We start from the raw sequence: 23580 nt of genomic DNA, 5'->3' as shown, positions 1-23580 counted from the left end.
CCCCGCCGGAGTGGCTCCCACCGCAGTGGGACCGACGGGGAGGGCAGGCGGCCATGTCCACGATGCCCGGACGGCAAGGCGGTGCGTGGCGGGGCGGTCAGCCCTTCACACAGACGACCTGCTTGAGCTTGGCCACGACCTCGACGAGATCCCGCTGCTGGTCCATGACCTGCTCGATCGGCTTGTACGCGGCCGGGATCTCGTCGACGACGCCGCGGTCCTTGCGGCACTCGACGCCCCGCGTCTGCTCCGCCAGGTCCCGCTCGGAGAATCGCTTCTTCGCCTGATTGCGGCTCATCCGCCGGCCGGCGCCGTGCGAGGCCGAGTTGAACGACGCCTCGTTGCCCAGGCCGCGGACGATGTACGAGCCGGTGCCCATCGAGCCCGGGATGATGCCGTACTCGCCGCCGCCGGCGCGGATCGCGCCCTTGCGGGTGACCAGCAGGTCCATGCCTTCGTACTGCTCTTCCGAGACGTAGTTGTGGTGGCAGGAGATCGTCGGCTCGAACAGGGGCTTGGCCTTCTTGAACTCCTTGCGGACCACGTCCTTGAAGAGCGCCATCATGATCTCGCGGTTGTGCCGCGCGTACTCCTGGGCCCAGAACAGGTCGTGCCGGTAGGCGGCCATCTGCGGGGTGTCCGCGATGAAGACCGCGAGGTCGCGGTCGACCAGGTTCTGGTTGTGCGAGAGCTTCCGGGCCTCGCCGATGTGGTACTCGGCCAGTTCCTTGCCGATGTTGCGGGAGCCGGAGTGGAGCATCAGCCAGACCGAACCCGACTCATCGAGACAGAATTCAATGAAATGATTTCCGCCTCCGAGCGATCCCATCTGCTTCAGAGCCCGACCCTGACGGAATTTGACCGCTTCCGCGACCCCGTCGAACCGCCCCCAAAAATCGTCCCACCCTGCCGTCGGCAGCCCGTGCAGCCGTCGCGGGTCGACCGGGTCGTCATGCATCGAGAAGCCCACCGGAATGGCTTCCTCGATCTTCGACCGCAGCCGCGAGAGATCACCGGGCAGGTCGTTGGCCGTCAGGGACGTCTTCACCGCGGACATCCCGCAGCCGATGTCGACGCCGACCGCCGCCGGGCACACCGCGCCCTGCATGGCGATCACCGAGCCGACCGTGGCGCCCTTGCCGAAGTGGACGTCCGGCATGACCGCGAGTCCCTTGATCCATGGCAGGGTGGAGACGTTGCGCAGCTGCTGCATGGCGACGTCCTCGACCGTGGCCGGATCGGTCCACATGCGGATCGGAACCCGGGCGCCGGGCACCTCGGTGTAGGACATGGTTTTCCTCATAACCCCGTAAAAGCAAGATAACGCAAAAGCCGGACATATCTCACGATTCGCGACAGCGGACCGGCAGACGCGGCGGCGCTTGCGGTAGACATACTGTCCAGCCGCCGCCTCCGCGGCGGCAACACGTTTTCCGGCACGGGATGCGGCCCGCAGCCGGTGGAAGGAGCCACGGACAGTGCAGCGAAGGGCTCACGCACCGGCCGCCGCACTGGCCGCCGCCCTGCTCGCCGCGGTGCTCACCGCCTGCAGCGGCGGGGCCGGCGCCGACGGCGGCGACGACTCCAAGCCCGGCCGCGCCGGGTCCACCGCGCCCGCCGCGCAGCCGGGCAAGTACCACAGCCTCCCCGAGCCCTGCGGCTACGTGAACCGCGACACCCTGCGCCGCCTCCTGCCCGCCACGGGCGACGACGAGGACGGCCGCGACACCGCGAAGCTCTACAAGGGACAGGCCGCGATCACCTACGACACCGACCGCCGCGTCGGCTGCCGCTGGAAGCTGGAGACCCCGCAGGGCACCCGGCACCTGGCGGTGGACTTCGAGCGCGTCGTGTCGTACCAGCCCGGCGTCAGCGACGAGCAGCGCGCGGAGCAGCTCTACGGCCGGCAGGCGGCCGCCGCGCACATCCCGGTCTCCTCGGCCTCCCCCTCGGCGTCCGGCTCGTCGCCCGCGGCCTCCGCGGGGGCGTCGAAGGGCGCGAGCTCCGGCCCGCACCCGCAGGGCGGCGCGGCGAGCGGCTCGCCGTCCCCGTCCGCCTCCCGGACGGGCGCGCCGTCCGCCTCCGGCTCCCCGGCCGGCGGCGCGTCGCTCGCGCCGCGCGTCCTCGACGACCTCGGCGACGACGCCTTCATCGACGACAAGCTGATCAACTCGGGCTCCGGCGTGCACCGGGACATCAACATCGTCTTCCGGGCGGCGAACGTGATCGTCACCATCGCCTACGACCAGTGGTCGGTGGACAAGCTGCACGTGCCCGCCAGCGAGGACCTCCAGGGCAAGGCCCAGTCCCTGGCCCGCGAGCTCGAAGCGGGGCACTTCGGCAATTAGCCCGACCCGGCCCGGCGAGTAACACCTCAATACGGCCACCGGCCCGCATCGGCCGCGTACCGTGCCGACCAGCACAGCCGACCAGCAAGGCCGATCCAGTAAAGGCCGACCAGGAGGGCCGACCGCAAGGCCGGCCCCTCGACACCGAACGAGCGAAGGACCCATGCACCGAACAGCCCCGCGACTCGCCCGACTCCTCGCCTGCGCCGCAGTACCGGTGATGCTCGTCGCCACCGGCTGCTCGGACGACGACGGCGGCGCCAAGAAGAAGTCGTCGTCCCCCTCCGCCCCGGCGTCGGCTCCCAGCGCGTCGCCCTCGGTGAAGGCGGCCACGTTCGCCAAGCTGCCGCCGGAGGTCTGCAAGACGATCTCCGAGAAGACGATCGACTCGCTGGTGCCGAAGGCGAAGAAGAAGGAGGGCGAGGCCCTCCCCACCAGCGACGCCAACGACTCGGCGAGCTGCTTCTGGAACGGCCTGAACGACGAGGACGTCAAGGACCTGCAGTTCCGTTCGCTGACGGTCTCCTACAAGCGGCTGGCCTCCGACCCGACGCTCGGTTCGGGTGAGAAGCGCGCCGAGAAGTTCGCCGAGCAGCAGGTGACGAAGGCGACCACGGCGGACGGCGCGAAGGACGCGAAGACCGGCAAGGCCGAGGGCATCGGCGACGGCGCGAGCCTGGTGGCCACGGACACCAAGAAGGACGACGACGACTACCGCAACGCGACGGTCGTGGCCCGTACGGGCAATGTCGTCGTCACCGTGAAGTACAGCGGTGCCGGCTTCCAGGGCGCGAAGAACCCGGCTGCGGAGGACATCGCCAAGGGCGCGCAGGAGGCGGCCAAGGAGGCGGTGGCGGCGGTCGCCGCGGCGAACAAGTAGCACCGCACCGCACCGCACGCGAAGACGCCGGGCCGGCTCGATTCCGATCGAGCCGGCCCGGCGTCTTCGTGCGGCCGGGAGTTACGAGCCCAGGAGCTTGCGGACCCGGTCCGCCCCCACCGCGAGCAGCAGCGTGGGCAGGCGCGGGCCGGTGTCGCGGCTCACCAGCAGGTGGTAGAGCAGGGCGAAGAAGGACCGCTGGGCGACCTTCAGCTCCGGGGTCGGCTTGGCGTCGGGCGTGAGGCCGGCCTGGACCTTGGGCACGCCGTAGACGAGCGTGGTCAGGCCGTCGAGCGACCAGTGGTCGTCCAGGCCGTCCAGGAGCAGCCGCAGGGACTCGCGGCTCTGCTCGTCGAGCGAGCCGAGGAGCTCGGTGTCGGGCTCGGAGCGGACGATCGTGCGGGACTCGGCGGGGACCTGGGTGTTGATCCAGTGCTCGGCACGGTCCAGGCGCGGGCGGACCTCGTCGAGGTCGGCGACCGGGTTGGCCGGGTCGAGGTCGCTGAGGATGCGGACCGTCTGCTCGTCGTGGCCGGCGGTGATGTCGACGACGGAGGCGAGCGTGCGGTACGGCAGCGGCCGGGGCGTGCGGGGCAGCTCGCCGGCGGCCGTGCGCGCGGCGCGGGAGTGCGCGGCGGCGTCGGCGGGCAGGACGGTGCCGTCGGCGACCTTGGCCTCCAGCTTGTCCCACTCGTCGTAGAGCCGCTGGATCTCCTGGTCGAAGGCGATCTTGAAGGACTGGTTGGGCTTGCGGCGGGCGTAGAGCCAGCGCAGCAGCGGCGCCTCCATGATCTTCAGGGCGTCGCCGGGGGTGGGCACGCCGCCCTTGGAGGAGGACATCTTGGCCATGCCGCTGATGCCGACGAAGGCGTACATCGGGCCGATGGGCTGCTCGCCGCCGAAGACCTTGCGGACGATCTGGCCGCCGACGACGAAGGACGAGCCCGGGGAGGAGTGGTCCACGCCGGAGGGCTCGAAGATGACGCCCTCGTAGGCCCAGCGCATGGGCCAGTCGACCTTCCAGACCAGCTTGCCGCGGTTGAACTCGCTGAGCAGGACGGTCTCTGCGTTGCCGCACACGCAGGTGTAGGCGAGCTCGGTGGTCTCGTCGTCGTACGCGGTGACGGTCGTCAGGTCGCGCTCGCAGACGCCGCAGTAGGGCTTGTACGGGAAGTAGCCCGCGCCGGAGCCGCTGCCGTCGTCCTCGGCTGCGGCGCCGGAGCCCTCGGCGGCCTCCAGCTCGGCCTCGTCGACGGGCTTCTGCTGCTGCTTCTGGCCCTGCTTCTTCGGCTGGCCGGTCGCCTTGTCCTTCGTCCGGTACTGGTCGAGGATCGCGTCGATGTCGGCGCGGTGCTTCATCGCGTGCAGGATCTGCTCGCGGTAGACGCCGGAGGTGTACTGCTCGGTCTGGCTGATCGGGTCGTACTCGATGCCGAGCTCGGCGAGCGAGGCGACCATGGCGGCCTTGAAGTGCTCGGCCCAGTTCGGGTACGCCGAGCCGGCGGGGGCCGGGACGGAGGTCAGGGGCTTGCCGATGTGGGCGGCCCAGGACTCGTCGATGCCCGGGACGCCGTTCGGCACCTTGCGGTAGCGGTCGTAGTCGTCCCAGGAGAGGACGTGGCGGACCTGGTGGCCGCGGCGGCGGATCTCGTCGGCGACGAGGTGGGGCGTCATGACCTCGCGCAGATTGCCGAGGTGGATCGGGCCGGAGGGCGACAGGCCCGAGGCGACGACGATCGGTTTGCCGGGGGCCCGGCGCTCCGCTTCGGCAATGACCTCGTCGGCGAAACGGGAGACCCAGTCGGCCTCGGTGCTCTGAGCCTGAGCCACGGCACTTCCTTCCTTACGGTCCTGGCATGACCATTGTCCCAGACGGGAGGGGTGGCTCCGGGGTTGCCCGGCTCCGGTGAAATTACCGCGGGGGCCGTGGTAGGCGCATGGGATAATCGGGGGGACCATCACATGCCGCCTACCGGAATGGCACCCATCCCATGGCTTCGGTTCCCTCCCTCGCTTCCTCGCTCCACCAGCGCATCGCGGACGCCCTCTCGGCAGCCCTGCCGGAGGCCGGTGCCGCCGATCCGCTGCTGCGCCGAAGCGACCGGGCCGACTTCCAGGCCAACGGGATGCTGGCGCTGGCCAAGAAGCTGGGGGGCAACCCGCGCGAGCTGGCGGGCAAGGTCGTCGAGGGCCTTCCGGCCGGTGATCTGATCAAGGAGGTCGAGGTCTCGGGCCCCGGCTTCCTGAACGTCACGATCACGGACGAGGCAATCACGAAGACCCTCGCCGCGCGCGCCGCGGACGAGCGGCTCGGCGCCCCGCTCGCGGAGCACCCCGGCACGACCGTCATCGACTGGGCCCAGCCGAACGTGGCCAAGGAGATGCACGTCGGCCACCTGCGCAATTCGGTGATCGGCAATGCGGTCGTCCGGCTCCTGGAGTTCACCGGCGAGAAGGTGATCAGCCGCCACCACATCGGCGACTGGGGCACCCAGTTCGGCATGCTGATCCAGTACCTGATCGAGCACCCGCACGAGCTGGACCACAAGGCCGGGGGCGAGGTCTCCGGCGAGGAGGCCATGTCCAACCTCAACCGCCTGTACAAGGCGTCGCGCGCGCTCTTCGACGCGGACGAGGAGTTCAAGGCGCGCGCCCGGCGCCGGGTGGTGGACCTCCAGGCGGGCGACGAGGGGACCCTCGCGCTCTGGCAGCGGTTCGTCGACGAGTCGAAGATCTACTTCTACTCGGTCTTCGACAAGCTGGACGTCGAGATCCGTGACGAGGACATCGTCGGCGAGTCCGGCTACAACGACATGCTGGCGGAGACCTGCCGGATGCTGGAGGAGTCCGGTGTCGCGGTGCGCTCCGAGGGCGCGCTGTGCGTGTTCTTCGACGACGTGAAGGGCCCGGACGGCAATCCGGTCCCGCTGATCGTGCAGAAGTCGGACGGCGGCTTCGGCTACGCGGCCACCGACCTCTCCGCGATCCGCGACCGCGTCTTCAACCTGAAGGCCGACACCCTGCTGTACGTGGTGGACGTCCGTCAGTCGCTGCACTTCAAGATGGTCTTCGAGACGGCCCGCCGGGCAGGCTGGCTGACGGACGACGTCAAGGCCGTGCAGCTCGGCTTCGGCACGGTCCTGGGCAAGGACGGCAAGCCGTTCAAGACGCGTGAGGGCGAGACGGTCCGGCTGGTGGACCTGCTGGACGAGGCCATCGACCGCGCGTCGGCGATCGTCCGCGAGAAGGCGCAGGACCTCACGGAGGAGGAGATCGCGGAGCGGGGTGCCCAGGTGGGCATCGGCGCCGTGAAGTACGCGGACCTGTCGACGTCGGCGGCCCGCGACTACAAGTTCGACCTGGACCAGATGGTGTCCCTCAACGGCGACACGTCGGTCTACCTGCAGTACGCGTTCGCCCGTATCCAGTCGATCCTGCGCAAGGCGGGGGAGGCCGTTCCGGCGGCGCGCCCGGAGCTGGCGCTGGCTCCGGCCGAGCGGGCGCTGGGCCTGCACCTGGACCAGTTCGCGGCGACGGTGGCGGAGGCCGCCGGGGAGTTCGCGCCGCACAAGCTGGCCGGTTACCTCTACCAGCTGGCCTCGCTCTACACGACGTTCTACGACCAGTGCCCGGTGCTGAAGGCCGAGGAGGAGGCCCAGGTGGAGAACCGCCTCTTCCTGTGCGACCTGACGGCCCGCACGCTGCGGCAGGGCATGGAGCTGCTGGGCATCCGGACGCCCGAGCGCCTGTAGTTCCTGGTTGCGGGGGCGGGGGCGGGGGCGGGGTCAGGCGGCTTCACCGCCCCCGCCCCCGCCTTCGTCTCCGTCCCCGCCCAGTTCGAACCAGACGAGCTTGCCGGTGAGCCCCTGGGGCTGCCGGCGCAGCGCGAATCCTCCCCAGCTGTCGGCGCAGCGCATGACGAGCGCGAGCCCGCGTCCTTCCTCGGCGTCCTCGCGGGGCAGGGCGGTGACCTGCAGTCCGGGCAGGGCGGGGTTGGTGTCCCACACGGTCACGCGCACCGCGCTGCCCTTGCCCTCGCGCCTGACGCGTACGGAGGCGGGCCCGTCGGAGTGCCGGTAGGAGTTGGTGACCAGCTCCGAGGTGAGCAGTTCGGCGGTCTCGGCGACGCGCGCGAAGCCGTGTTCCTCGAAGATCGTGCGGAGGGTGCGGCGGGCGATGCAGGGCGCGAGCGGGTCGGAGGGGACCTGGAGGGTGTATTCCCAGCTCTCGGGGAGCCCTGGGTCGGTGCTCATGGGCGCGTCTCCGCGGAGGGGGCGGTGTGCGCCACAAGCTAGGGCCGGCGCCCGGGGGCTTTCCACTGTTTCGGCGGAATTCCCCCGGGCACCGGCCCCTTGACGTTCTCGGACGGTGCCGTCAGAGCTGTCGTGCGACCTCGGTCGCCCAGTAGGTGAGGATCATCTGGGCGCCGGCGCGCTTGATGCCGGTGAGGGTCTCCATGATGGCGCGGTCGCGGTCGATCCAGCCGTTGGCGGCGGCGGCCTCGACCATCGCGTACTCGCCGCTGATCTGGTACGCGGCGACGGGCACGTCGACGGCGCCGGCGACCTGGGCGAGGATGTCCAGGCAGGGCATGGCCGGCTTGACCATGACCATGTCGGCGCCCTCGGCGAGGTCGAGGGCGAGCTCGCGCATCGACTCGCGGGAGTTGGCCGGGTCCTGCTGGTAGGTCTTGCGGTCGCCCTGCAGGGAGGAGCCGACGGCCTCCCGGAAGGGCCCGTAGAACGCGGACGCGTACTTGGCGGTGTAGGCGAGGACGGAGACGTCCTCGTGGCCGGTCTGGTCGAGGGCGTCGCGGATGACGCCGACCTGGCCGTCCATCATGCCGCTGGGGCCCACGACGTGGGCGCCGGCGTCGGCCTGCACCTGGGCCATCTCGGCGTAGCGCTCCAGCGTGGCGTCGTTGTCGACGCGGCCGGAGGCGTCGAGGACGCCGCAGTGACCGTGGTCGGTGAACTCGTCCAGGCACAGGTCGGACATGATGACGAGCTCGTCGCCGACCTCGGCCTTCACGTCGCGGATGGCGACCTGGAGGATGCCGTCCGGGTCGGTGCCGGCGGTGCCGGCGGCGTCCTTCTTGGCCTCCTCGGGCACGCCGAAGAGCATGATCCCGGAGACGCCGGCCTCCAGCGCCTCGACGGCGGCCTTCCGCAGGGTGTCGCGGGTGTGCTGGACGACCCCCGGCATGGCGGAGATCGGCGCCGGGGTGCTGATGCCCTCCCGCACGAAGGCGGGGAGGATCAGGTCGGCCGGGTGCAGCCGGGTCTCGGCGACCATGCGGCGCATGGCCGGGGTGGTGCGCAGTCGCCGGGGCCGGGACCCCGGGAACGTGCCGTACGTGGTGCTCAACTCCGTGCCCTTCTACGCGATCCGGGACGTCGCTCGCTCGGGCGGGTGACCGGGTCGCCGGCCTCCAGGGCGGCGTCGCGGCGGGCCGCGCCGAACTCCGCGAGCGCCTCGGCGAGCTTGAGCACCGAGGGCTCGGGCGACAGCACGTCCACCCGCAGGCCGTGCTCCTCCGCGGTCTTCGCGGTGGCCGGGCCGATGCAGGCGATGACGGTGACATTGTGGGGCTTGCCGGCGATGCCGACGAGGTTGCGGACCGTGCTCGACGAGGTGAAGAGCACGGCGTCGAAGCCGCCGCCCTTGATCGCCTCGCGGGTCTCGGCCGGCGGCGGCGAGGCCCGTACGGTGCGGTACGCGGTGACGTCGTCGACCTCCCAGCCCAGGTCGATCAGGCCGGCGACCAGGGTCTCGGTGGCGATGTCGGCGCGCGGCAGGAAGACGCGGTCGATCGGGTCGAAGACCGGGTCGTAGGGCGGCCAGTCCTCCAGCAGGCCGGCGGCGGACTGCTCGCCGGACGGCACGAGGTCGGGCTTCACGCCGAACTCGATCAGCGACTTGGCGGTCTGCTCGCCGACGGCCGCGACCTTGATGCCGGCGAAGGCGCGCGCGTCGAGCCCGTACTCCTCGAACTTCTCGCGCACCGCCTTGACGGCGTTCACGGAGGTGAAGGCGATCCACTCGTAGCGGCCGGTGACCAGGCCCTTGACCGCGCGCTCCATCTGCTGGGGGGTGCGCGGCGGCTCGACGGCGATGGTCGGGACCTCGCTCGGCACGGCGCCGTAGGAGCGGAGCTGGTCGGAGAGCGACGCGGACTGCTCCTTGGTACGCGGCACGAGGACGTTCCAGCCGAAGAGCGGCTTGGACTCGAACCAGGAGAGCCGGTCGCGCTGCTCGGCAGCGCTGCGCTCGCCGACCACGGCTATGACGGGCTGGGCGCCGTCGGCGGACGGCAGCACCTTGGCGGCCTTGAGCACCTGGGCGACGCTGCCGAGGGTGGCGGTCCAGGTGCGCTGGCGGGTGGTGGTGCCGGCGACCGTGACGGTCATCGGGGTGTCGGGGCCGCGGCCGGCGGAGACCAGTTCGCCGGCGGCGGAGACGACGGAGTCGAGGGTCGTGGAGACGACCGCGGTGACCGTGCTCGCGCCGACCTCGGACCAGCAGGTGGCCGAGGCGGTGCGGGCGTCGACGAAGCGCACGTCGGCGCCCTTGCCGTCGCGCAGCGGGACACCGGCGTAGGCGGGCACGCCGACGGCCGTGGCGACGCCGGGGACCACCTCGAAGGTGATGCCCTCGGCGGCGCAGGCGAGCATCTCGTCGGCGGCGTTGCCGTCGAGGCCGGGGTCGCCGAGCACCGCACGGACGACCCGCTTGCCGCTGCGCGCGGCCGTCATGACAAGATTGGCGGTGTCCCTAAGGACAGGGACGTCCGCGGTTTTTGATGCCTCGTCAGTAACCGTCTGGGCAGGCATGTCCACATGGGCGCGCGCATGCGTGCGCACCACGTCGAGCACCTGCGGATCGGCGATCAGGACGTCCGCGGCCGCGAGCGCCTCCACGGCGCGGAGCGTCAGCAGTCCCGGGTCTCCGGGGCCGGCACCGAGGAAGGTGACGTGCCCGTGCACGGGGTGGTTCGGGGCGGTGGGGTTCAAAGTGCTCGCTCCCCCATAAGACCGGCCGCACCCTTGTCGAGCATCGCAGCGGCGAGCTCGCGGCCCATGGCCACGGCCTCTTCGCTGGACGACGGCACGGGGCCGGTGGTGGACAGCTGCACCAGCGTCTTGCCGTCGGTCGTACCGACGACACCCCGCAGGCGCATTTCAGTGACAACCTGCTCATCAACCAGCAGGTCGGCCAGCGCACCCACGGGTGCGGAGCAGCCGGCCTCCAGGGCGGCGAGCAGGGAACGCTCGGCCGTGACGGCGGCCCGGGTGAACGGGTCGTCGAGCTCGGCGAGCGTCGCGGCGAGGGGTGCGTTGGTCATGGCGCACTCGATCGCCAGGGCCCCCTGGCCGGGGGCGGGCAAAACTGCGTCGGTCTCCAGGAACTGGGTGACCTCGGCGCTGCGGCCGATCCGCGCGAGGCCCGCGGCGGCGAGCACCACGGCATCGAGCTCGCCGCTGGTGACGTAGCCGATGCGGGTGTCGATGTTGCCGCGGATGGGCACGGTCTCGATCTCCTTGCCGAGCTCGCGGGCCCAGGCGTTGAGCTGGGCCATGCGACGCGGGGAGCCGGTGCCGATGCGGGCAACCGTCGACTGTGCCGCGAGGGCGTCGAAGGTCAGGCCGTCGCGGGCGATCAGCACGTCGCGCGGGTCCTCGCGCGGCGGGATCGCCGCGAGGGCCAGCTCGTCGGGCTGCGCGGTCGGCAGGTCCTTGAGGGAGTGCACGGCGAAGTCGATCTCGCCCGCGAGCAGCGCGTCGCGCAGCGCGGAGACGAAGACGCCGGTGCCGCCGATCTGCGCGAGGGACTCGCGCGAGACGTCGCCGTAGGTGGTGATCTCCACCAGTTCGACCGGGCGGCCGGTCAGCTGCCGCACGGCCTCCGCCACCTGCCCGGACTGGGCCATGGCGAGCTTGCTGCGGCGCGTGCCGAGACGCAGCGGCCGCGTCGAGGTGTCGTTCATGCCGGCTCCCGTGCCGTGTTGTGCGTACCGGCCTGCGAGTCGGCCCGGCTGACGGCGGCGACCGCCTGCGGGTCGAGGTCGAAGAGCTCTCGCAGCGCGTCGGCGTAGCCGGCGCCGCCGGGGGTGGAGGCCAGCTCCTTGACGCGCACGGTCGGCGCGTGGAGGAGCTTGTCGACGACACGGCGCACGGTCTGGGTGATCTCCGCGCGCTGCTTGTCGTCCAGGTCGGGCAGGCGGCCGTCGAGCCGGGCGATCTCGCTCGCGACGACGTCCGCGGCCATGGTGCGCAGGGCGACCACGGTGGGGGTGATGTGGGCGGCGCGCTGGGCGGCGCCGAAGGCGGCGACCTCGTCGGAGACGATGGTGCGCACCTGGCCGACGTCGGCGGCCATGGGCGCGTCCGCGGAGGCCTCGGCGAGCGACTCGATGTCGACGAGCCGGGCGCCGTCCAGACGGTGCACGGCGGCGTCGATGTCGCGCGGCATGGCGAGGTCGAGGAGGGCGAGGCGGACGCCGGCACGGGCGCCGACGGCGCACGTGGCGTCGAGGGCACAGACGTGGTCCGTACCGCCGTGATCCGTACGGCCGGCCGGCCCGGACGCGGCAGCCGCGTCCGTACGGCCGGCCCCAGCGGCAGCGCCGGCGGCGCCGGCCTCATCCGTACGGGCCGCCAGGGCGGCGCGTATGGCCTCGGCCGTGAGCACGACGCCCATGGCGCCGGTGCAGCTGACCACGACGTCCGCGAGCGCGAGCTCGTCCGGGACGGCCGACATCTCCACGGCCGAGGCCGTGAAGCCGGCGGCGGACCGGGCGCCCGGCTCCTGGAGGATCTCCACCAGGCGCACCGCGCGGGCGAGCGTGCGGTTGGCGACGGCCACGTGGGCCACGCCCGCGCGCGCGAGCGTCGCCGCGGCGAGGGAGGACATCGAGCCGGCGCCGATGACGAGGGCCCGCTTGCCGCCGGCCCAGTCGCCGAGCGGCGCGCCCTCGGCGAGGCGCTCCAGGCCGAAGGTGACCAGGGACTGGCCCGCCCGGTCGATGCCGGTCTCGCTGTGGGCGCGCTTGCCGACCCGCAGGGCCTGCTGGAACAGGTCGTTCAGCAGCCGGCCGGCGGTGTGCAGCTCCTGGCCGAGGGCGAGGGCATCCTTGATCTGGCCGAGGATCTGGCCCTCGCCGACGACCATCGAGTCCAGCCCGCACGCCACCGAGAAGAGGTGGTGGACGGCCCGGTCCTCGTAGTGCACGTAGAGGTACGGAGTGAGCTCGTCCAGTCCGACGCCCGTGTGCTGGGCGAGGAGCGTGGACAGCTCGGCCACGCCGGCGTGGAACTTGTCCACGTCGGCGTAGAGCTCGATGCGGTTGCACGTGGCGAGCACGGCCGCTTCGGTGGCGGGCTCGGCCGCGAGGGTGTCCTGCAGCAGCTTCGCCTGCGCCTCGCGCGCGAGGGCGGCGCGCTCCAGCACGCTCACCGGCGCGCTGCGGTGGCTCAGTCCGACGACGAGGAGGCTCATGCCGGCATCACGGCGGGGACGTCCCCGTCCGGTCCCTTTCCTGCCGCCCGGCCGGCCGCGGGCGTGCGCACGGCCGCGCCTGAGCGGGACTGCACGGCGGCGGCGGGCTCCTGCGCGGAGGTGGTCTCCTCGCCGGCCTTGCGCTGCTCGTGGAAGGCGAGGATCTGCAGCTCGATCGACAGGTCGACCTTGCGGACGTCCACGCCCTCGGGCACGGAGAGCACGGTCGGCGCGAAGTTGAGGATCGAGGTGACGCCGGCGGCCACGAGCCGGTCGCAGACCTGCTGGGCCGCGCCGGCCGGGGTGGCGATGACACCGATCGAGACGTCGTTGTCGGTGATGATCGATTCGAGCTCGTCGGTGTGGCGCACGGGCAGCCCGGCGACCGGCTTGCCGGCCATCGCGGGGTCCGCGTCGATCAGAGCCGCGACGCGGAAGCCGCGGGAGGCGAAGCCGCCGTAGTTGGCGAGGGCCGCGCCGAGGTTGCCGATGCCGACGATGACGACCGGCCAGTCCTGGGTCAGGCCGAGCTCGCGGGAGATCTGGTAGACGAGGTACTCGACGTCGTAGCCGACCCCGCGGGTGCCGTACGAGCCGAGGTAGCTGAAGTCCTTGCGGAGCTTGGCGGAGTTGACGCCCGCCGCGGTCGCGAGCTCCTCGGAGGAGACCGTGGGCACCGAGCGCTCGGAGAGCGCGGTCAGTGCGCGCAGGTACAGCGGAAGCCGGGCGACGGTGGCCTCGGGGATCCCTCGGCTTCGGGTCGCCGGTCGGTGAGTTCGGCCAGTTGCCACGGTGCTCCTGCGGGTAGAGCGGGGCTGCGGGCGGCGCCTCGTCCCAGGACCGCCCCGTCGAACGCAGGCTATGCCTTTGTGAACGCGTGCACAAAGATGGTGTCCGTTTTGCCCGGTCAAAGTGACCGGTGTCACGCGGCCTTTCGGCCCTGAGCGGGAACCATTCGGCCCCTTCGGGGGACGACCGGCCACGCCGTCACAGCAGCCACTCCTGCCACACGCGACCCGGGGGAGCGTCGACGCGGACACGGGCGCTCACTCCTGACTCACTGCGTGCTCACTGTGCACTTTCCGGAGGGGCAAACCCCCGGATTCCCGGCCGGAAAGACCCCGGACACCAACAAATCGCCACATGATGGTAGTCGACTCAGGCACCCATCCAGCACGTTTGAGCGAGCCGGGAGCTCGTCATTGCATACAGGCGCGCACAGAAGCACACAGAGGCACACGGGGTGCGGGCACAATGGCGGACATGACCCCCCTGCTGCGCCGCCGCCCCCGCAAGAACCCCGCCGACAGCACGGTCACCCTGATCGGCAAGCCCGGCTGCCACCTGTGCGACGCCGCCGAGGCCGTCATCGCCGGCGTCTGCGGCGAACTGGGTGCCCGCTGGGAGAAGAAGGACATCACCCAGGACGAGGAGCTCCACCGCAAGTACTGGGAGCAGATCCCCGTGATCCTCGTCGACGGCGCCCAGCACGACTTCTGGCGCGTGGACCCCGACCGGCTGCGCAAGGCCCTGACGGGCTGACCCGCACCCGCCCCCCGGGGCGGCTCCTCCTCCGCCCCTTCCCCACCCCTTCTCCGCTCCGGCGCACGCCGCCCCGCCGGGCGTAACCGGAGCGTCAAGGGAAGTTCACGCCGCGGAATCATCCCGACTCCGGTTACCCCGAACAAACTGGCTATGCTCGGGCCATGGCCGCACTGGGATGGATCACTCCGCGCAGGCGCTCTGCCACGGCACGCAGCGTGCTGGCAGGCGAGGCCGCGGCGGAGGCAGCCCGCAAAACCGCTCAGGAGAGCGCCGCCGAGAGCGCCCTGGAGGGCGCGCAGGAGCCGGCCGAGCCGGACTTCCCGGTCGTCGGCGATGTGCGGGCCGCCGCCTTCTTCGACCTCGACAACACCGTCATGCAGGGCGCCTCCCTCTTCCACTTCGGGCGCGGCCTGTACAAGCGGCGCTTCTTCCAGAAGCGCGAGCTCGCCCGCTTCGCCTGGCAGCAGGTGTGGTTCCGGCTGGCCGGCGAGGACGCCGAGCACATGCAGGACGCCCGCGACAGCGCCCTGTCCATCGTCAAGGGCCACCGCGTCTCCGAGCTGATGACCATCGGCGAGGAGATCTACGACGAGTACATGGCCGAGCGGATCTGGCCCGGCACCCGCGCGCTCGCCCAGGCCCACCTCGACGCCGGCCAGAAGGTCTGGCTCGTCACCGCCGCGCCCGTCGAGGCCGCGACGATCATCGCCCGGCGCCTCGGCCTGACCGGCGCGCTCGGCACCGTCGCCGAGTCGATCGGCGGCGTCTACACCGGCAAGCTCGTCGGCGAGCCGCTGCACGGCCCGGCGAAGGCCGAGGCCGTCCGCGCCCTGGCCGCGGCCGAGGGCCTGGAGCTGGACCGCTGCGCGGCGTACAGCGACTCCGCCAACGACATCCCGATGCTGTCCCTCGTGGGACACCCCTACGCCGTCAACCCCGACGGCCGGCTGCGCAAGCACGCCCGCGAGCACGGCTGGCGGCTGCGCGACTACCGTACGGGCCGCAAGGCGGCCAAGGTCGGCATCCCGGCGGCGGCCGGCGTGGGCGCGCTGGCGGGCGGCGCGGCCGCGGCGGTCGCCCTGCACCGGCGCAGGCGCTGACGCGCTCCGCTCCTTCTCTTCCGCACTCCTTCTCCTCCGCCCCGGCAGCCGCACCCCAGCGGCTCCGGGGCGGCGTCTCGGCGGCTCCACGACGGCGTCTGCGCGGCTCCCGGACGGCGCTTTAGCGACTCCGGTGCGGCTCTGTCACGGCGGCACGCCGTCCACTTCGCGCCACCACCCTCGCGGTCACCCCAGGGGTTCGGCAACAGCGCGTAGCCGACCGTCACTCTCAGGCAATCCTGTCTTCATACCCTCACATCCTTCCCCCCAGTCCTTCCGCGCCCGGATTGCCACAACACGCCGCCCATTCGGCCACACCATGACCAAATCTGTTCAACCTCCTTTCATAGTTCGATATTTGATCGATCTCGAACCGGTAAGAGATCGAACGGAAACGATGATTTGAGCAACTCGGTGTAGCGCTGCCTGTACGAAGCGTTATTCTCCTCAGACGCAAACCGGTACCCCCTTGTCCCTACGACGAGTGAACGGTTCCGTACTGCACGTGATGGAAGCTCTGCCTCTGGGAGTCCCGTGTACCCACACGTCGGGGTTGACGCCTCGGGCCTGGCTACGCTTCGCGCTACGGTCCTAGACCGCTTGCGCGGCTTCGTCCCCACCGCGTACGCCGTCCCCGCCCTCGCCACGCTCGCCCCTGCCGCAGGAGGCGGCCGCGCCGGTCACGCCGGCCCCTGCTACGCCCTCGCCGAAAGCAGCGCGGCGGTGGGCAGACGAACCGCCCGCCGCGGCGGTGCGGCCACCGCGCCCTCCGCCGCGTCCTCCGGCTCCGCCACGTCAACGCGCCGCCCCAGCGCGGACAGCGACAGCGCCCGCATGCTCGACCTGGTCGAGCGCGCCCAGGCCGGGGAGGCCGAGGCCTTCGGCCGCCTCTACGACCAGTACGCCGATACGGTCTACCGCTACATCTACTACCGGGTGGGCGGCCGGGCCACCGCGGAGGACCTCACCAGCGAGACGTTCCTGCGCGCCCTGCGCCGCATCGGCACCTTCACGTGGCAGGGGCGCGACTTCGGCGCCTGGCTCGTGACGATCGCCCGCAATCTGGTCGCCGACCACTTCAAGTCGTCGAGGTTCCGGCTCGAGGTGACCACCGGCGAGATGCTCGACGCCAACGAGGTCGAGCGCAGCCCGGAGGACTCCGTCCTGGAGTCCCTGTCCAACGCCGCGCTGCTGGAGGCGGTGCGCAAGCTCAATCCCCAGCAGCAGGAGTGCGTCACCCTGCGCTTCCTGCAGGGGCTCTCCGTCGCCGAGACCGCCCGCGTCATGGGCAAGAACGAGGGCGCCATCAAGACCCTCCAGTACCGGGCGGTCCGCACCCTGGCCCGCCTCCTGCCCGACGACGCGCGTTAACCATTTGCAAGCGTTCACTCACCAGCGGTCACATCGTCCGGGACGCGTAACCCGCCCGATGCGCCCGTCGTTGTGCGGGATGCAGACTCCCTGCGGTCACGCCATGCCCGCAGCCACTCACTCGATCGAGTGGATGCTCATCACGGCGTGCAACCCTCCAGGTGTTCAGAGGAGTCGACCGTCATGACGAGAGGAGGTGCCGCCTGTGATCGCGAACGTATCGGCGCACCGGCGGGCGAACGCCTTCGCCCAGTCCCTGGAGCATCAGGAAGTCCAGGGCACGGCGGCCACAGAGCCCGATCCGCCGGCCGAAGGCGCCGAGCAGGGCAGGCTGCTGGCCCTGACGGGCCGGCTCGGAGAACTGCCCCGGCCCGGTCTCGACCCCGAGACCAGGACCGTGCAGCGGGCACAGCTCATCGCTGCCATGGAGGCCCAGTTCGCGGGAGGTGACTCCGCAGCGATCCCCGAGCAGAAGACCCGCCGCTCGGGCCGCGGAGCCCATCGCGCCCTGGGCCGGCTCCGGCCGCGCTCCCGCTGGTCCAAGGGGCTCGCGGCGGGCGGCCTGACCGTGGGCGTGGCAGCGGGCGCGTTCGGCGGCGTGGCAGCGGCCAGCTCCAATGCCCTGCCCGGCGAGGCGCTCTATCCGCTCAAGCGCGGCATGGAGGATTTCCGCCTCGGCATGGCCGACGACGACTCCGACCGCGGCAGCCTGCTGCTCGACCGGGCCTCGACCCGCCTGCAGGAGGCCCGCCGCCTGATGGAGCGCGGCAAGCTGGGCGGCAATCTGGATCACGAGGTCCTCGGCGAGATCCGCAGGACCCTCTCCGGCATGCGCCAGGACGCCTCCGAAGGCCACCGCCTGCTCCACACCGCCTACAAGCACGACCGCTCGATCGGGCCGATCCAGCGGCTCTCCAGCTTCGCGGCCTCGCACCGCGAGAGCTGGAGCCAGCTCCGCGAGAAGCTCCCGGTCCAACTGGCCGATGTGGGCGCCGAGGTGAGCTCGGTCCTCTCGGCCATAGACGATGAGGTCGGCTCGCTGCAGTCCCTGCTGCCCCCCGCGCACCACGGCAAGCACGGCTCCCCCGCCCAGTCCGACACGGACCGGGCCGGCACGTCCGGGCGCACCGCCCGCCACACCCCGCAGCCGTCCGCCTCGGCCAGCGGCGGCGGCAAGCACGCGGGCGGCAGCAAGCAGCAGCCGGCGTCCCCGGGCGTCCATGAGGAGCACGAGGGCCTCCTCGGCGGCACGGGGCTGCTCAAGCCCCCCTCGCCCCCCGGCAGCGCCACCCCGGGCGGCACGCCCCGCAGCAAGGACAGCAAGCCGGCCAAGCAGCCGAGCATCGACATCCCGCCGGTGCTGCCGCAGATCATCCCCGGGCTGGGGATCCAGGGCGGCGAGGACCCGAAGTAGGGCCGCGGGACCAGGGCGCTCGGTGTTCTGCTGAGACTTCCGGTGATTCCGGGCTCAGAAGAACACCGAGCGTCGCTGCACGAGCAGCTCGGCCCCTCCTCATCGTCACCCTCGCTCCCCCCGGATCCGTCCGAGAGGGACCCCCGGCTCCGCAGGCTTCGGATGACCGCACCGGAGCCCCGCCCGCCGGTGGCGGATCGCTCAGAAGAACACCGAGCGTCGCTGCACGAGCAGCTTGTAGAGCGTGTGCTGAATCGTTTCTCGCACCTGGTCGGTGAGGTTGAACATCAGCATCGGGTCGTCCGCCGCCTCCGCCGGATACCCGTCCGTCGGGATCGGCTCCCCGAACTGGATCGTCCACTTCGTCGGCAGCGGCACCAGCCCCAGCGGACCCAGCCAGGGCCACGACGGCGTCAGCGGGAAGTACGGGATCCCCAGCAGCCGGGCCATCGTCCGCGAGTTGCCGAGCATCGGATAGATCTCCTCGGCCCCCACGATCGAGCACGGCACGATCGGCGCCCCGGCACGCAGTGCCGTCGACACGAAGCCGCCCCGGCCGAACCGCTGCAGTTTGTACCGCTCCGAGAACGGCTTCCCGATCCCCTTGAACCCCTCCGGCATCACGCCGACCACCTCGCCCCGCTCCAGCAGCTGCTGGGCGTCCTCCGCGCAGGCGAGCGTGTGCCCGAGCTTCCGGGAGATCTCGTTGACGCCCGGCAGCATGAAGACCAGGTCCGCGGCGAGCATCCGGATGTGCCGGTCCGCCGGGTGGTTGTCGTGGACCGCGACCTGCAGCATCAGCCCGTCCACCGGCAGCGTGCCGGAGTGGTTGGCGACGACCAGGGCCGCGCCCTTGTCCGGGATGTTCTCGATGCCCTTCACCTCGACCCGGAAGTACTTCTCGTAGAAGGGCCGCAGCGCGGACATCAGGACCTGGTCCGTGAGCTCCTCGTCGTAGCCGAACTCGTCGACCTCGTACTCGCCGGTGATCCGCCGCCGCAGGAAGCTCAGCCCGTGCGCCAGCTTCCGGTCCCAGCCGCCGGACGGCGCGGCCTCCGCCGCCTGCCCCTCCACGCCCTCCACCGCGGCCGCGTGCTCCTCGGACGCGGCCCGGGCGTCCTCGGCCCGGTCCAGGTGCCGCTGCGGCGGCACGGGCGCGAGGGAGGACGACATCCGGCTCGTACGGGCCCGCCCCGGCCGCTTGCCCTTGCCGCGCTTGGACCGCGGCTCCTCGCCGCCGAACGGGATGACCTTCGCGTCCGCCATGGTGGGTGCGCTCCTCACTTCTGGCCGCGGCCGGCAGGCAGTGCCGCGGCGATCCGGTCGACGGTACGGGCCAGGGTCTCGGGCGGCAGCAGCCCGGGGCCCCGGCTGCGCGCGTAGTCCTCGAAGGCCCCCGCCGTGGTGTAGCGCGGGTCGAAGCCGAGGGTCTCGCGCATCTGGGTGGTCCGGACGACCCGCCCGTGGGTGAGGAGCCGGATCTGCTCGGGCGAGAAGTCCGTCACGCCGACCGAACGCAGTGCGGAGCCGACCCAGGTGACGGTCGGCAGGAAGAAGGGGAGGGTGGGGCGCCCGAGGCGGCGCGCCGCCTGGGAGAGCAGCAGCACCCCGTCGCCCGCGACGTTGAACGTGCCGCTGTTGAGCGTGCCCCTGCGCGGCTCGCCGGAGGCGATCCGGAGCACCTCGATCACGTCGTCCTCGTGGACGAACTGCAGCCGCGGGTCGAAGCCGAGGACCGTGGGCAGCACGGGCAGCGCGAAGTACTCCGCGAGCGGCGAGTCGGCGCACGGCCCGAGGATGTTCGCGAAGCGCAGCACGCACACCGCCACGTCGGGCCGGCGGCGGGCGAAGCCGCGCACGTACCCCTCGACCTCGACCACGTCCTTGGCGAAGCCACCGCTGGGCAGCGACTTGGGCGGCGTGGTCTCGGTGAAGATCGCCGGATCGCGTGGCGCGGATCCGTAGACATTCGTACTGGACTTGACCACCAGCCGCTTCACCGACGGCGTCTTCTGGCAGGCGCCGAGCAGCTGCATCGTGCCGATGACGTTGGTCTCCTTGACCGTCGTCCGGCTGCCGCGCTTGCCCAGCGGAGTGCCGTTCACATCCATGTGGACCACCGTGTCCACACCGTGTTCGGCCAGAACCCGCGCGATCCTGGGATGGCGGATGTCCGCCCGTATGAAATCGGCCCCGCCGAGATGGTGCCCGGGTGGCACCGCGTCCACCCCGATCACCCGGTCCACATCGGGCTCGCGCTGGACACGGCGGACGAACCGCCCGCCCAGCTGCCGTGCGACTCCGGTGACGAGCACGACCTTGCCCAAGATCAGCGCCTTCCTCTGCCCACGATCGCCCAGGACCCAACCCATGAGTGGTGCTGCCGCGGCCACCGTAGCGGGTCGTTGTTGCGCTGTGATGACCGGCCGATGCGCGGAGCTACATTTCAAGCCGTAGCCGAAGCTTTACTCACCGCAACGCGGCCGCAATGCACCGCAGCCCTCCCACCATGATCGGTGGAAGGGCTGCGGGACGAGCACAGCGGCGTGCTGCTTACTTCTTGTTGCGACGCTGAACGCGCGTGCGCTTGAGCAGCTTGCGGTGCTTCTTCTTGGCCATCCGCTTACGCCGCTTCTTGATAACAGAGCCCACGACTACCCTCGCTTACATCGATTCACTCGGTGCGGGGCGTCCGAGCCCACACGACCTACATCGGGCCAGCCTACCCGGCACCGGGCGATCAGCGTAATCCAGGGCCCCCGTCAGGCTGTTTCCACCCCCACGTAGGACTCTCGGAGGTACTCGTGCACCGCTTGCTCCGGGACCCGGAACGACCTGCCCACCCTGATCGCCGGCAGATGACCGCTGTGCACCAGCCGGTACACGGTCATCTTGGACACTCGCATCACCGCGGCGACCTCCGCCACGGTCAGGAACACGACCTCGTTGAGAGGCCTCTGGTCAGCAGCCATGACACACCTGAACCTTCCGCACATGACGCGCACCGGCTTCCCCTCCGGTGACTCCTCGTCGCTGCGCGCTCACTCCCCAGGTTAGGGGCGGGTGATGCGAGTGGGGAAGAGGAGCAGCCATCGGCCGCCTACTGTGACAGACACGCTCGATTGAGTACATAGCGAGTAAGCGGTCGGTAGTAATCAGACCGCACAGTGTCATCAAGCGGAACGACGACGGACACCCGCCCCTCCGCCTGTCCGACGAACGGCGCGGGGTCGTCCGCGTCGGCCGGGCCGATGGCCTCAACACCCAGCTGACCTGCCCCGCAGAGCCAGCCGTGGTCCCCGATGACCATCGCCGGCAGCGGTCCGTCACCGTCCATCGCCGCCCCCAGGGCCAGCCGAAGCGGGAGCGGAGAATGCGTATGTACGCCCGGCTCACTTGCGCACCCACGCGCGCCGGGTTCACGCACCAGCGCGACGCCTCGAACGTAGTCCAGGTTGTAGGTACGTACCCCGAACCGGGTCGTTATGTCGACACTTCGACCCTGCGCCGGACTGAGGACAGGACATCCCGCCGCCGAGAGGGCAGCGGCCAAGGAGGCGTAGAAGTCCAGGAGCCGGTGCGGATGGCCGGTCCCGATCAGCACCGGAGCCCCGGCTTCGGCCACGGCTGCCAGCCGGCCGGCAAAGGCACCCAGTGCCACGATCGTACGGTCGGGGTCGATGACATCCTGCCCCGAAGCGTGGGCGGGATCGGCCGAAACCCCGCACTTACGGGCCATCAGGTGCAACAAGTCCCCCAGCAGCCAGTCCCGTTCGGGCTCCAGCCCGAGCCGTGCCCGGGGATCCCCGGCCACGAACATCCGATACCGGCTCAGACTCCTTTCCCTGGTGGTCGATACGACGCCGGCGAGACCGGAGCGGAGGAGGTGGGAGCGGAGGGAGGCGGGGTGGGTGAAGTCAGCGGGGTCGGCGAAGTCAGTGGGGTCGGTGGGGTCGGTGGAACACGGAGCACTCGGCCGGGTCGGCAGCACGCTTCCGATGCTGACGTAAGTCGGCGTGGGACGGGGTGGGTTCGTGCGGGGATCCCACGGTCGGCCTAACGGGGCTCCGGGGCTCTCTCCGGCCCCGCCGGGCTATGGCAGGAGGCCGTGGGCCGGGAAGACCGCGCGCCGGGTGGCGAGGATCGCCTGGTCCAGCCGGTCCGCCGGGTCGTAACCGGCATCCACGAAGTGCTTCCACTCGGGCCGGGCCCCGTCCGTCATCCGCTGCGGCCCCAACTGCCGGGTCCGCCGGTACACTTCGGCCCGCCACTCCTCCGGCACAGCCGTCTCGGGGGCCACGGGGGCCCCTGCGGCGATCGCCACCAGGTGGGCCCAGGAGCGGGGTACGACATCCACGACGGCGTACCCGCCGCCGCCCAGTGCGACCCAGCGCCCGTCCGCGTGCTCGTGCGAGAGGGAATGGCAGGCGTCGGCGATCAGGCGCTGGGCGTCGAGCGAGACGGCGAGGTGGGCCAGCGGATCCTCGAAGTGGGTGTCCGCCCCGTGCTGGGTCACGAGCACCTGCGGCCGGAAGGCCGCCACCAGCTCGGGCACCACGGCGTGGAAGGCCCGCAACCAGCCCGCGTCGCCCGTGCCCGCCGGCAGGGCCACGTTGACGGCGCCGCCCTCCGCGGACGGGCCCCCGGTCTCCTCGGGCCATCCGGTCTGGGGGAAGAGGGTGCTGGGGTGCTCGTGCAGGGAGATGGTGAGGACGCGCGGGTCCTCCCAGAACGCCGCCTGGACGCCGTCGCCGTGGTGGACGTCCACGTCGACGTACACGATCCGTTCGGCGCCGAGCTCCAGGAGCCGGGCGACGGCGAGGGCGGCGTCGTTGTAGACGCAGAACCCCGAGGCCGCGCCGGGCATCGCGTGGTGCAGCCCGCCGGCGAAGTTCACCGCGTGCTGGACCTCGCCGCTCCATACGGCTTCGGCGGCAGCCACCGACTGTCCGGCGATGAGGGCCGACGCCTCGTGCATGGCGGGAAAGGCCGGCACGTCGGCCGTCCCGATCCCGTACGAGCCGTCAGCGGAGGCCGGATCGGCAGAAGCGGCACGGACGGCGGCGATGTAGTCCTCGCGGTGCACCAGCCGCAGCGTGGATTCGCCGGCGGGCCGGGCGGCGGTGACGCGGAGCGCCCGGTCCAGGGCAAGGGCTTCGACCAGCCGCATGGTGAGGGCGAGCCGTACGGGGTCCATGGGGTGACCGGGCCCGAAGTCGTAGCCCGTTACTGCCTCGTCCCACATCAACTGCGCACGGCCGCTCATGGGCGCCACGCTACTAGGGGCCGGGAATGCAAAAAAGCCCTGGTGGGAACTCAAGGTTCCCACCAGGGCTTTCTCTAAAAATTGTTCGGCGGCGTCCTACTCTCCCACACGGTCCCCCATGCAGTACCATCGGCGCTGAAAGGCTTAGCTTCCGGGTT

The 23580-nt window shown here is 71.3% G+C and carries 21 protein-coding genes and 1 rRNA gene; 7 read left to right on the top strand and 15 right to left on the bottom strand.

The window, feature by feature from the left end; genetic code table 11:
- Positions 1-97: 97 nt before the first annotated feature.
- On the bottom strand, positions 98-1291 hold the full coding sequence (locus ACOTKD_RS25590) for an RtcB family protein (protein ID WP_424891372.1): 1194 nt from the start codon (positions 1289-1291) through the stop codon (positions 98-100).
- Between the two features lie 187 nt (positions 1292-1478).
- Between ACOTKD_RS25590 and ACOTKD_RS25585 the strand changes: the two genes are divergently transcribed.
- Both ACOTKD_RS25585 and ACOTKD_RS25580 read left to right on the top strand, forming a co-directional pair.
- Positions 1479-2348, top strand: a complete 870-nt coding sequence (locus ACOTKD_RS25585; protein WP_424891371.1) for a hypothetical protein — start codon at positions 1479-1481, stop codon at positions 2346-2348.
- A 163-nt stretch (positions 2349-2511) separates the two neighbouring features.
- Entirely contained in the window at positions 2512-3228 is a 717-nt protein-coding gene (locus ACOTKD_RS25580) for a hypothetical protein (protein WP_424891370.1), read from the top strand.
- Between the two features lie 81 nt (positions 3229-3309).
- Here ACOTKD_RS25580 and lysS read toward each other — a convergent pair whose 3' ends face one another.
- Positions 3310-5058: a lysine--tRNA ligase gene (lysS, locus tag ACOTKD_RS25575; RefSeq protein ID WP_424891369.1), complete on the bottom strand. Its 1749-nt coding sequence runs from the start codon at positions 5056-5058 to the stop codon at positions 3310-3312.
- 161 nt (positions 5059-5219) lie between these two features.
- On the opposite strand from lysS, the gene argS reads away from it, so the two are divergent.
- Positions 5220-6980, top strand: coding sequence for an arginine--tRNA ligase (gene argS / locus ACOTKD_RS25570; protein ID WP_424891368.1), 1761 nt, complete (start codon positions 5220-5222; stop codon positions 6978-6980).
- Between the two features lie 33 nt (positions 6981-7013).
- On the opposite strand, the gene ACOTKD_RS25565 is transcribed toward argS, so the two are convergent.
- The 6 genes from ACOTKD_RS25565 to ACOTKD_RS25540 all read right to left on the bottom strand — a co-directional run bounded on the left by ACOTKD_RS25565 (position 7014) and on the right by ACOTKD_RS25540 (position 13517).
- Complete coding sequence (locus ACOTKD_RS25565; protein ID WP_424891367.1) at positions 7014-7481, bottom strand: ATP-binding protein; 468 nt, start codon at positions 7479-7481, stop codon at positions 7014-7016.
- Positions 7482-7602: 121 nt separating this feature from the next.
- The gene (gene hemB, locus ACOTKD_RS25560; RefSeq protein WP_424891366.1) at positions 7603-8595 is read right to left on the bottom strand and encodes a porphobilinogen synthase; all 993 of its coding nucleotides are present in this window, start codon (positions 8593-8595) and stop codon (positions 7603-7605) included.
- Positions 8592-10241 (bottom strand): uroporphyrinogen-III synthase, encoded by a 1650-nt coding sequence (locus tag ACOTKD_RS25555; RefSeq protein ID WP_424891365.1) that lies wholly within the window; start codon positions 10239-10241, stop codon positions 8592-8594. The genes hemB and ACOTKD_RS25555 overlap by 4 nt, the downstream gene beginning before the upstream one ends.
- The gene (gene hemC / locus ACOTKD_RS25550; RefSeq protein ID WP_424891364.1) at positions 10238-11215 is read right to left on the bottom strand and encodes a hydroxymethylbilane synthase; all 978 of its coding nucleotides are present in this window, start codon (positions 11213-11215) and stop codon (positions 10238-10240) included. Before hemC ends, ACOTKD_RS25555 begins: the two co-directional genes overlap by 4 nt.
- The gene (locus ACOTKD_RS25545) at positions 11212-12726 is read right to left on the bottom strand and encodes a glutamyl-tRNA reductase (RefSeq protein ID WP_424891363.1); all 1515 of its coding nucleotides are present in this window, start codon (positions 12724-12726) and stop codon (positions 11212-11214) included. The genes hemC and ACOTKD_RS25545 overlap by 4 nt, the downstream gene beginning before the upstream one ends.
- Positions 12723-13517 carry a redox-sensing transcriptional repressor Rex gene (locus ACOTKD_RS25540; protein ID WP_424891362.1) on the bottom strand — a complete coding sequence of 265 codons (795 nt, stop codon included), beginning with the start codon at positions 13515-13517 and terminating at the stop codon, positions 12723-12725. Before ACOTKD_RS25540 ends, ACOTKD_RS25545 begins: the two co-directional genes overlap by 4 nt.
- A 472-nt stretch (positions 13518-13989) precedes the next feature.
- Here ACOTKD_RS25540 and ACOTKD_RS25535 point away from each other — a divergent pair, with 472 nt between their 5' ends.
- From ACOTKD_RS25535 to ACOTKD_RS25520, 4 genes are all read left to right on the top strand, one after another.
- Positions 13990-14268, top strand: coding sequence for a glutaredoxin family protein (locus ACOTKD_RS25535; protein WP_424891361.1), 279 nt, complete (start codon positions 13990-13992; stop codon positions 14266-14268).
- A gap of 164 nt (positions 14269-14432) precedes the next feature.
- Positions 14433-15371: an HAD family hydrolase gene (locus ACOTKD_RS25530; protein ID WP_424891360.1), complete on the top strand. Its 939-nt coding sequence runs from the start codon at positions 14433-14435 to the stop codon at positions 15369-15371.
- Between the two features lie 534 nt (positions 15372-15905).
- Positions 15906-16742, top strand: coding sequence for an ECF subfamily RNA polymerase sigma factor, BldN family (locus ACOTKD_RS25525; protein ID WP_424891359.1), 837 nt, complete (start codon positions 15906-15908; stop codon positions 16740-16742).
- Positions 16743-16947: 205 nt separating this feature from the next.
- Positions 16948-18156, top strand: coding sequence for a DUF5667 domain-containing protein (locus ACOTKD_RS25520; protein ID WP_424891358.1), 1209 nt, complete (start codon positions 16948-16950; stop codon positions 18154-18156).
- Between the two features lie 201 nt (positions 18157-18357).
- Here the strand turns inward: ACOTKD_RS25520 and ACOTKD_RS25515 are convergent, their stop codons facing one another.
- The 7 genes from ACOTKD_RS25515 to rrf all read right to left on the bottom strand — a co-directional run.
- The gene (locus ACOTKD_RS25515; protein ID WP_424891357.1) at positions 18358-19422 is read right to left on the bottom strand and encodes a lysophospholipid acyltransferase family protein; all 1065 of its coding nucleotides are present in this window, start codon (positions 19420-19422) and stop codon (positions 18358-18360) included.
- Positions 19423-19436: 14 nt separating this feature from the next.
- Positions 19437-20483 carry an NAD-dependent epimerase/dehydratase family protein gene (locus tag ACOTKD_RS25510; protein ID WP_424891356.1) on the bottom strand — a complete coding sequence of 349 codons (1047 nt, stop codon included), beginning with the start codon at positions 20481-20483 and terminating at the stop codon, positions 19437-19439.
- Positions 20484-20709: 226 nt separating this feature from the next.
- Positions 20710-20808, bottom strand: a complete 99-nt coding sequence (locus ACOTKD_RS25505; protein ID WP_003948845.1) for a 30S ribosomal protein bS22 — start codon at positions 20806-20808, stop codon at positions 20710-20712.
- A gap of 110 nt (positions 20809-20918) precedes the next feature.
- The gene (locus tag ACOTKD_RS25500; RefSeq protein ID WP_123975194.1) at positions 20919-21128 is read right to left on the bottom strand and encodes a helix-turn-helix domain-containing protein; all 210 of its coding nucleotides are present in this window, start codon (positions 21126-21128) and stop codon (positions 20919-20921) included.
- A gap of 128 nt (positions 21129-21256) precedes the next feature.
- Positions 21257-22147, bottom strand: a complete 891-nt coding sequence (locus tag ACOTKD_RS25495; RefSeq protein ID WP_424891355.1) for a phosphatase — start codon at positions 22145-22147, stop codon at positions 21257-21259.
- Positions 22148-22249: 102 nt separating this feature from the next.
- Positions 22250-23422 carry an acetoin utilization protein AcuC gene (locus ACOTKD_RS25490; protein WP_424891354.1) on the bottom strand — a complete coding sequence of 391 codons (1173 nt, stop codon included), beginning with the start codon at positions 23420-23422 and terminating at the stop codon, positions 22250-22252.
- 83 nt (positions 23423-23505) lie between these two features.
- Positions 23506-23580: ribosomal RNA gene (gene rrf, locus ACOTKD_RS25485) — 5S ribosomal RNA — on the bottom strand; the annotation flags it as partial.

This window comes from Streptomyces sp. XH2 (assembly GCF_049725035.1).
In the GTDB taxonomy this organism is placed as follows: domain Bacteria; phylum Actinomycetota; class Actinomycetes; order Streptomycetales; family Streptomycetaceae; genus Streptomyces; species Streptomyces roseoverticillatus.
The sequence above is the reverse complement of the archived record's forward strand: the minus strand, read 5'-3'. Positions and strand labels throughout refer to the sequence as shown.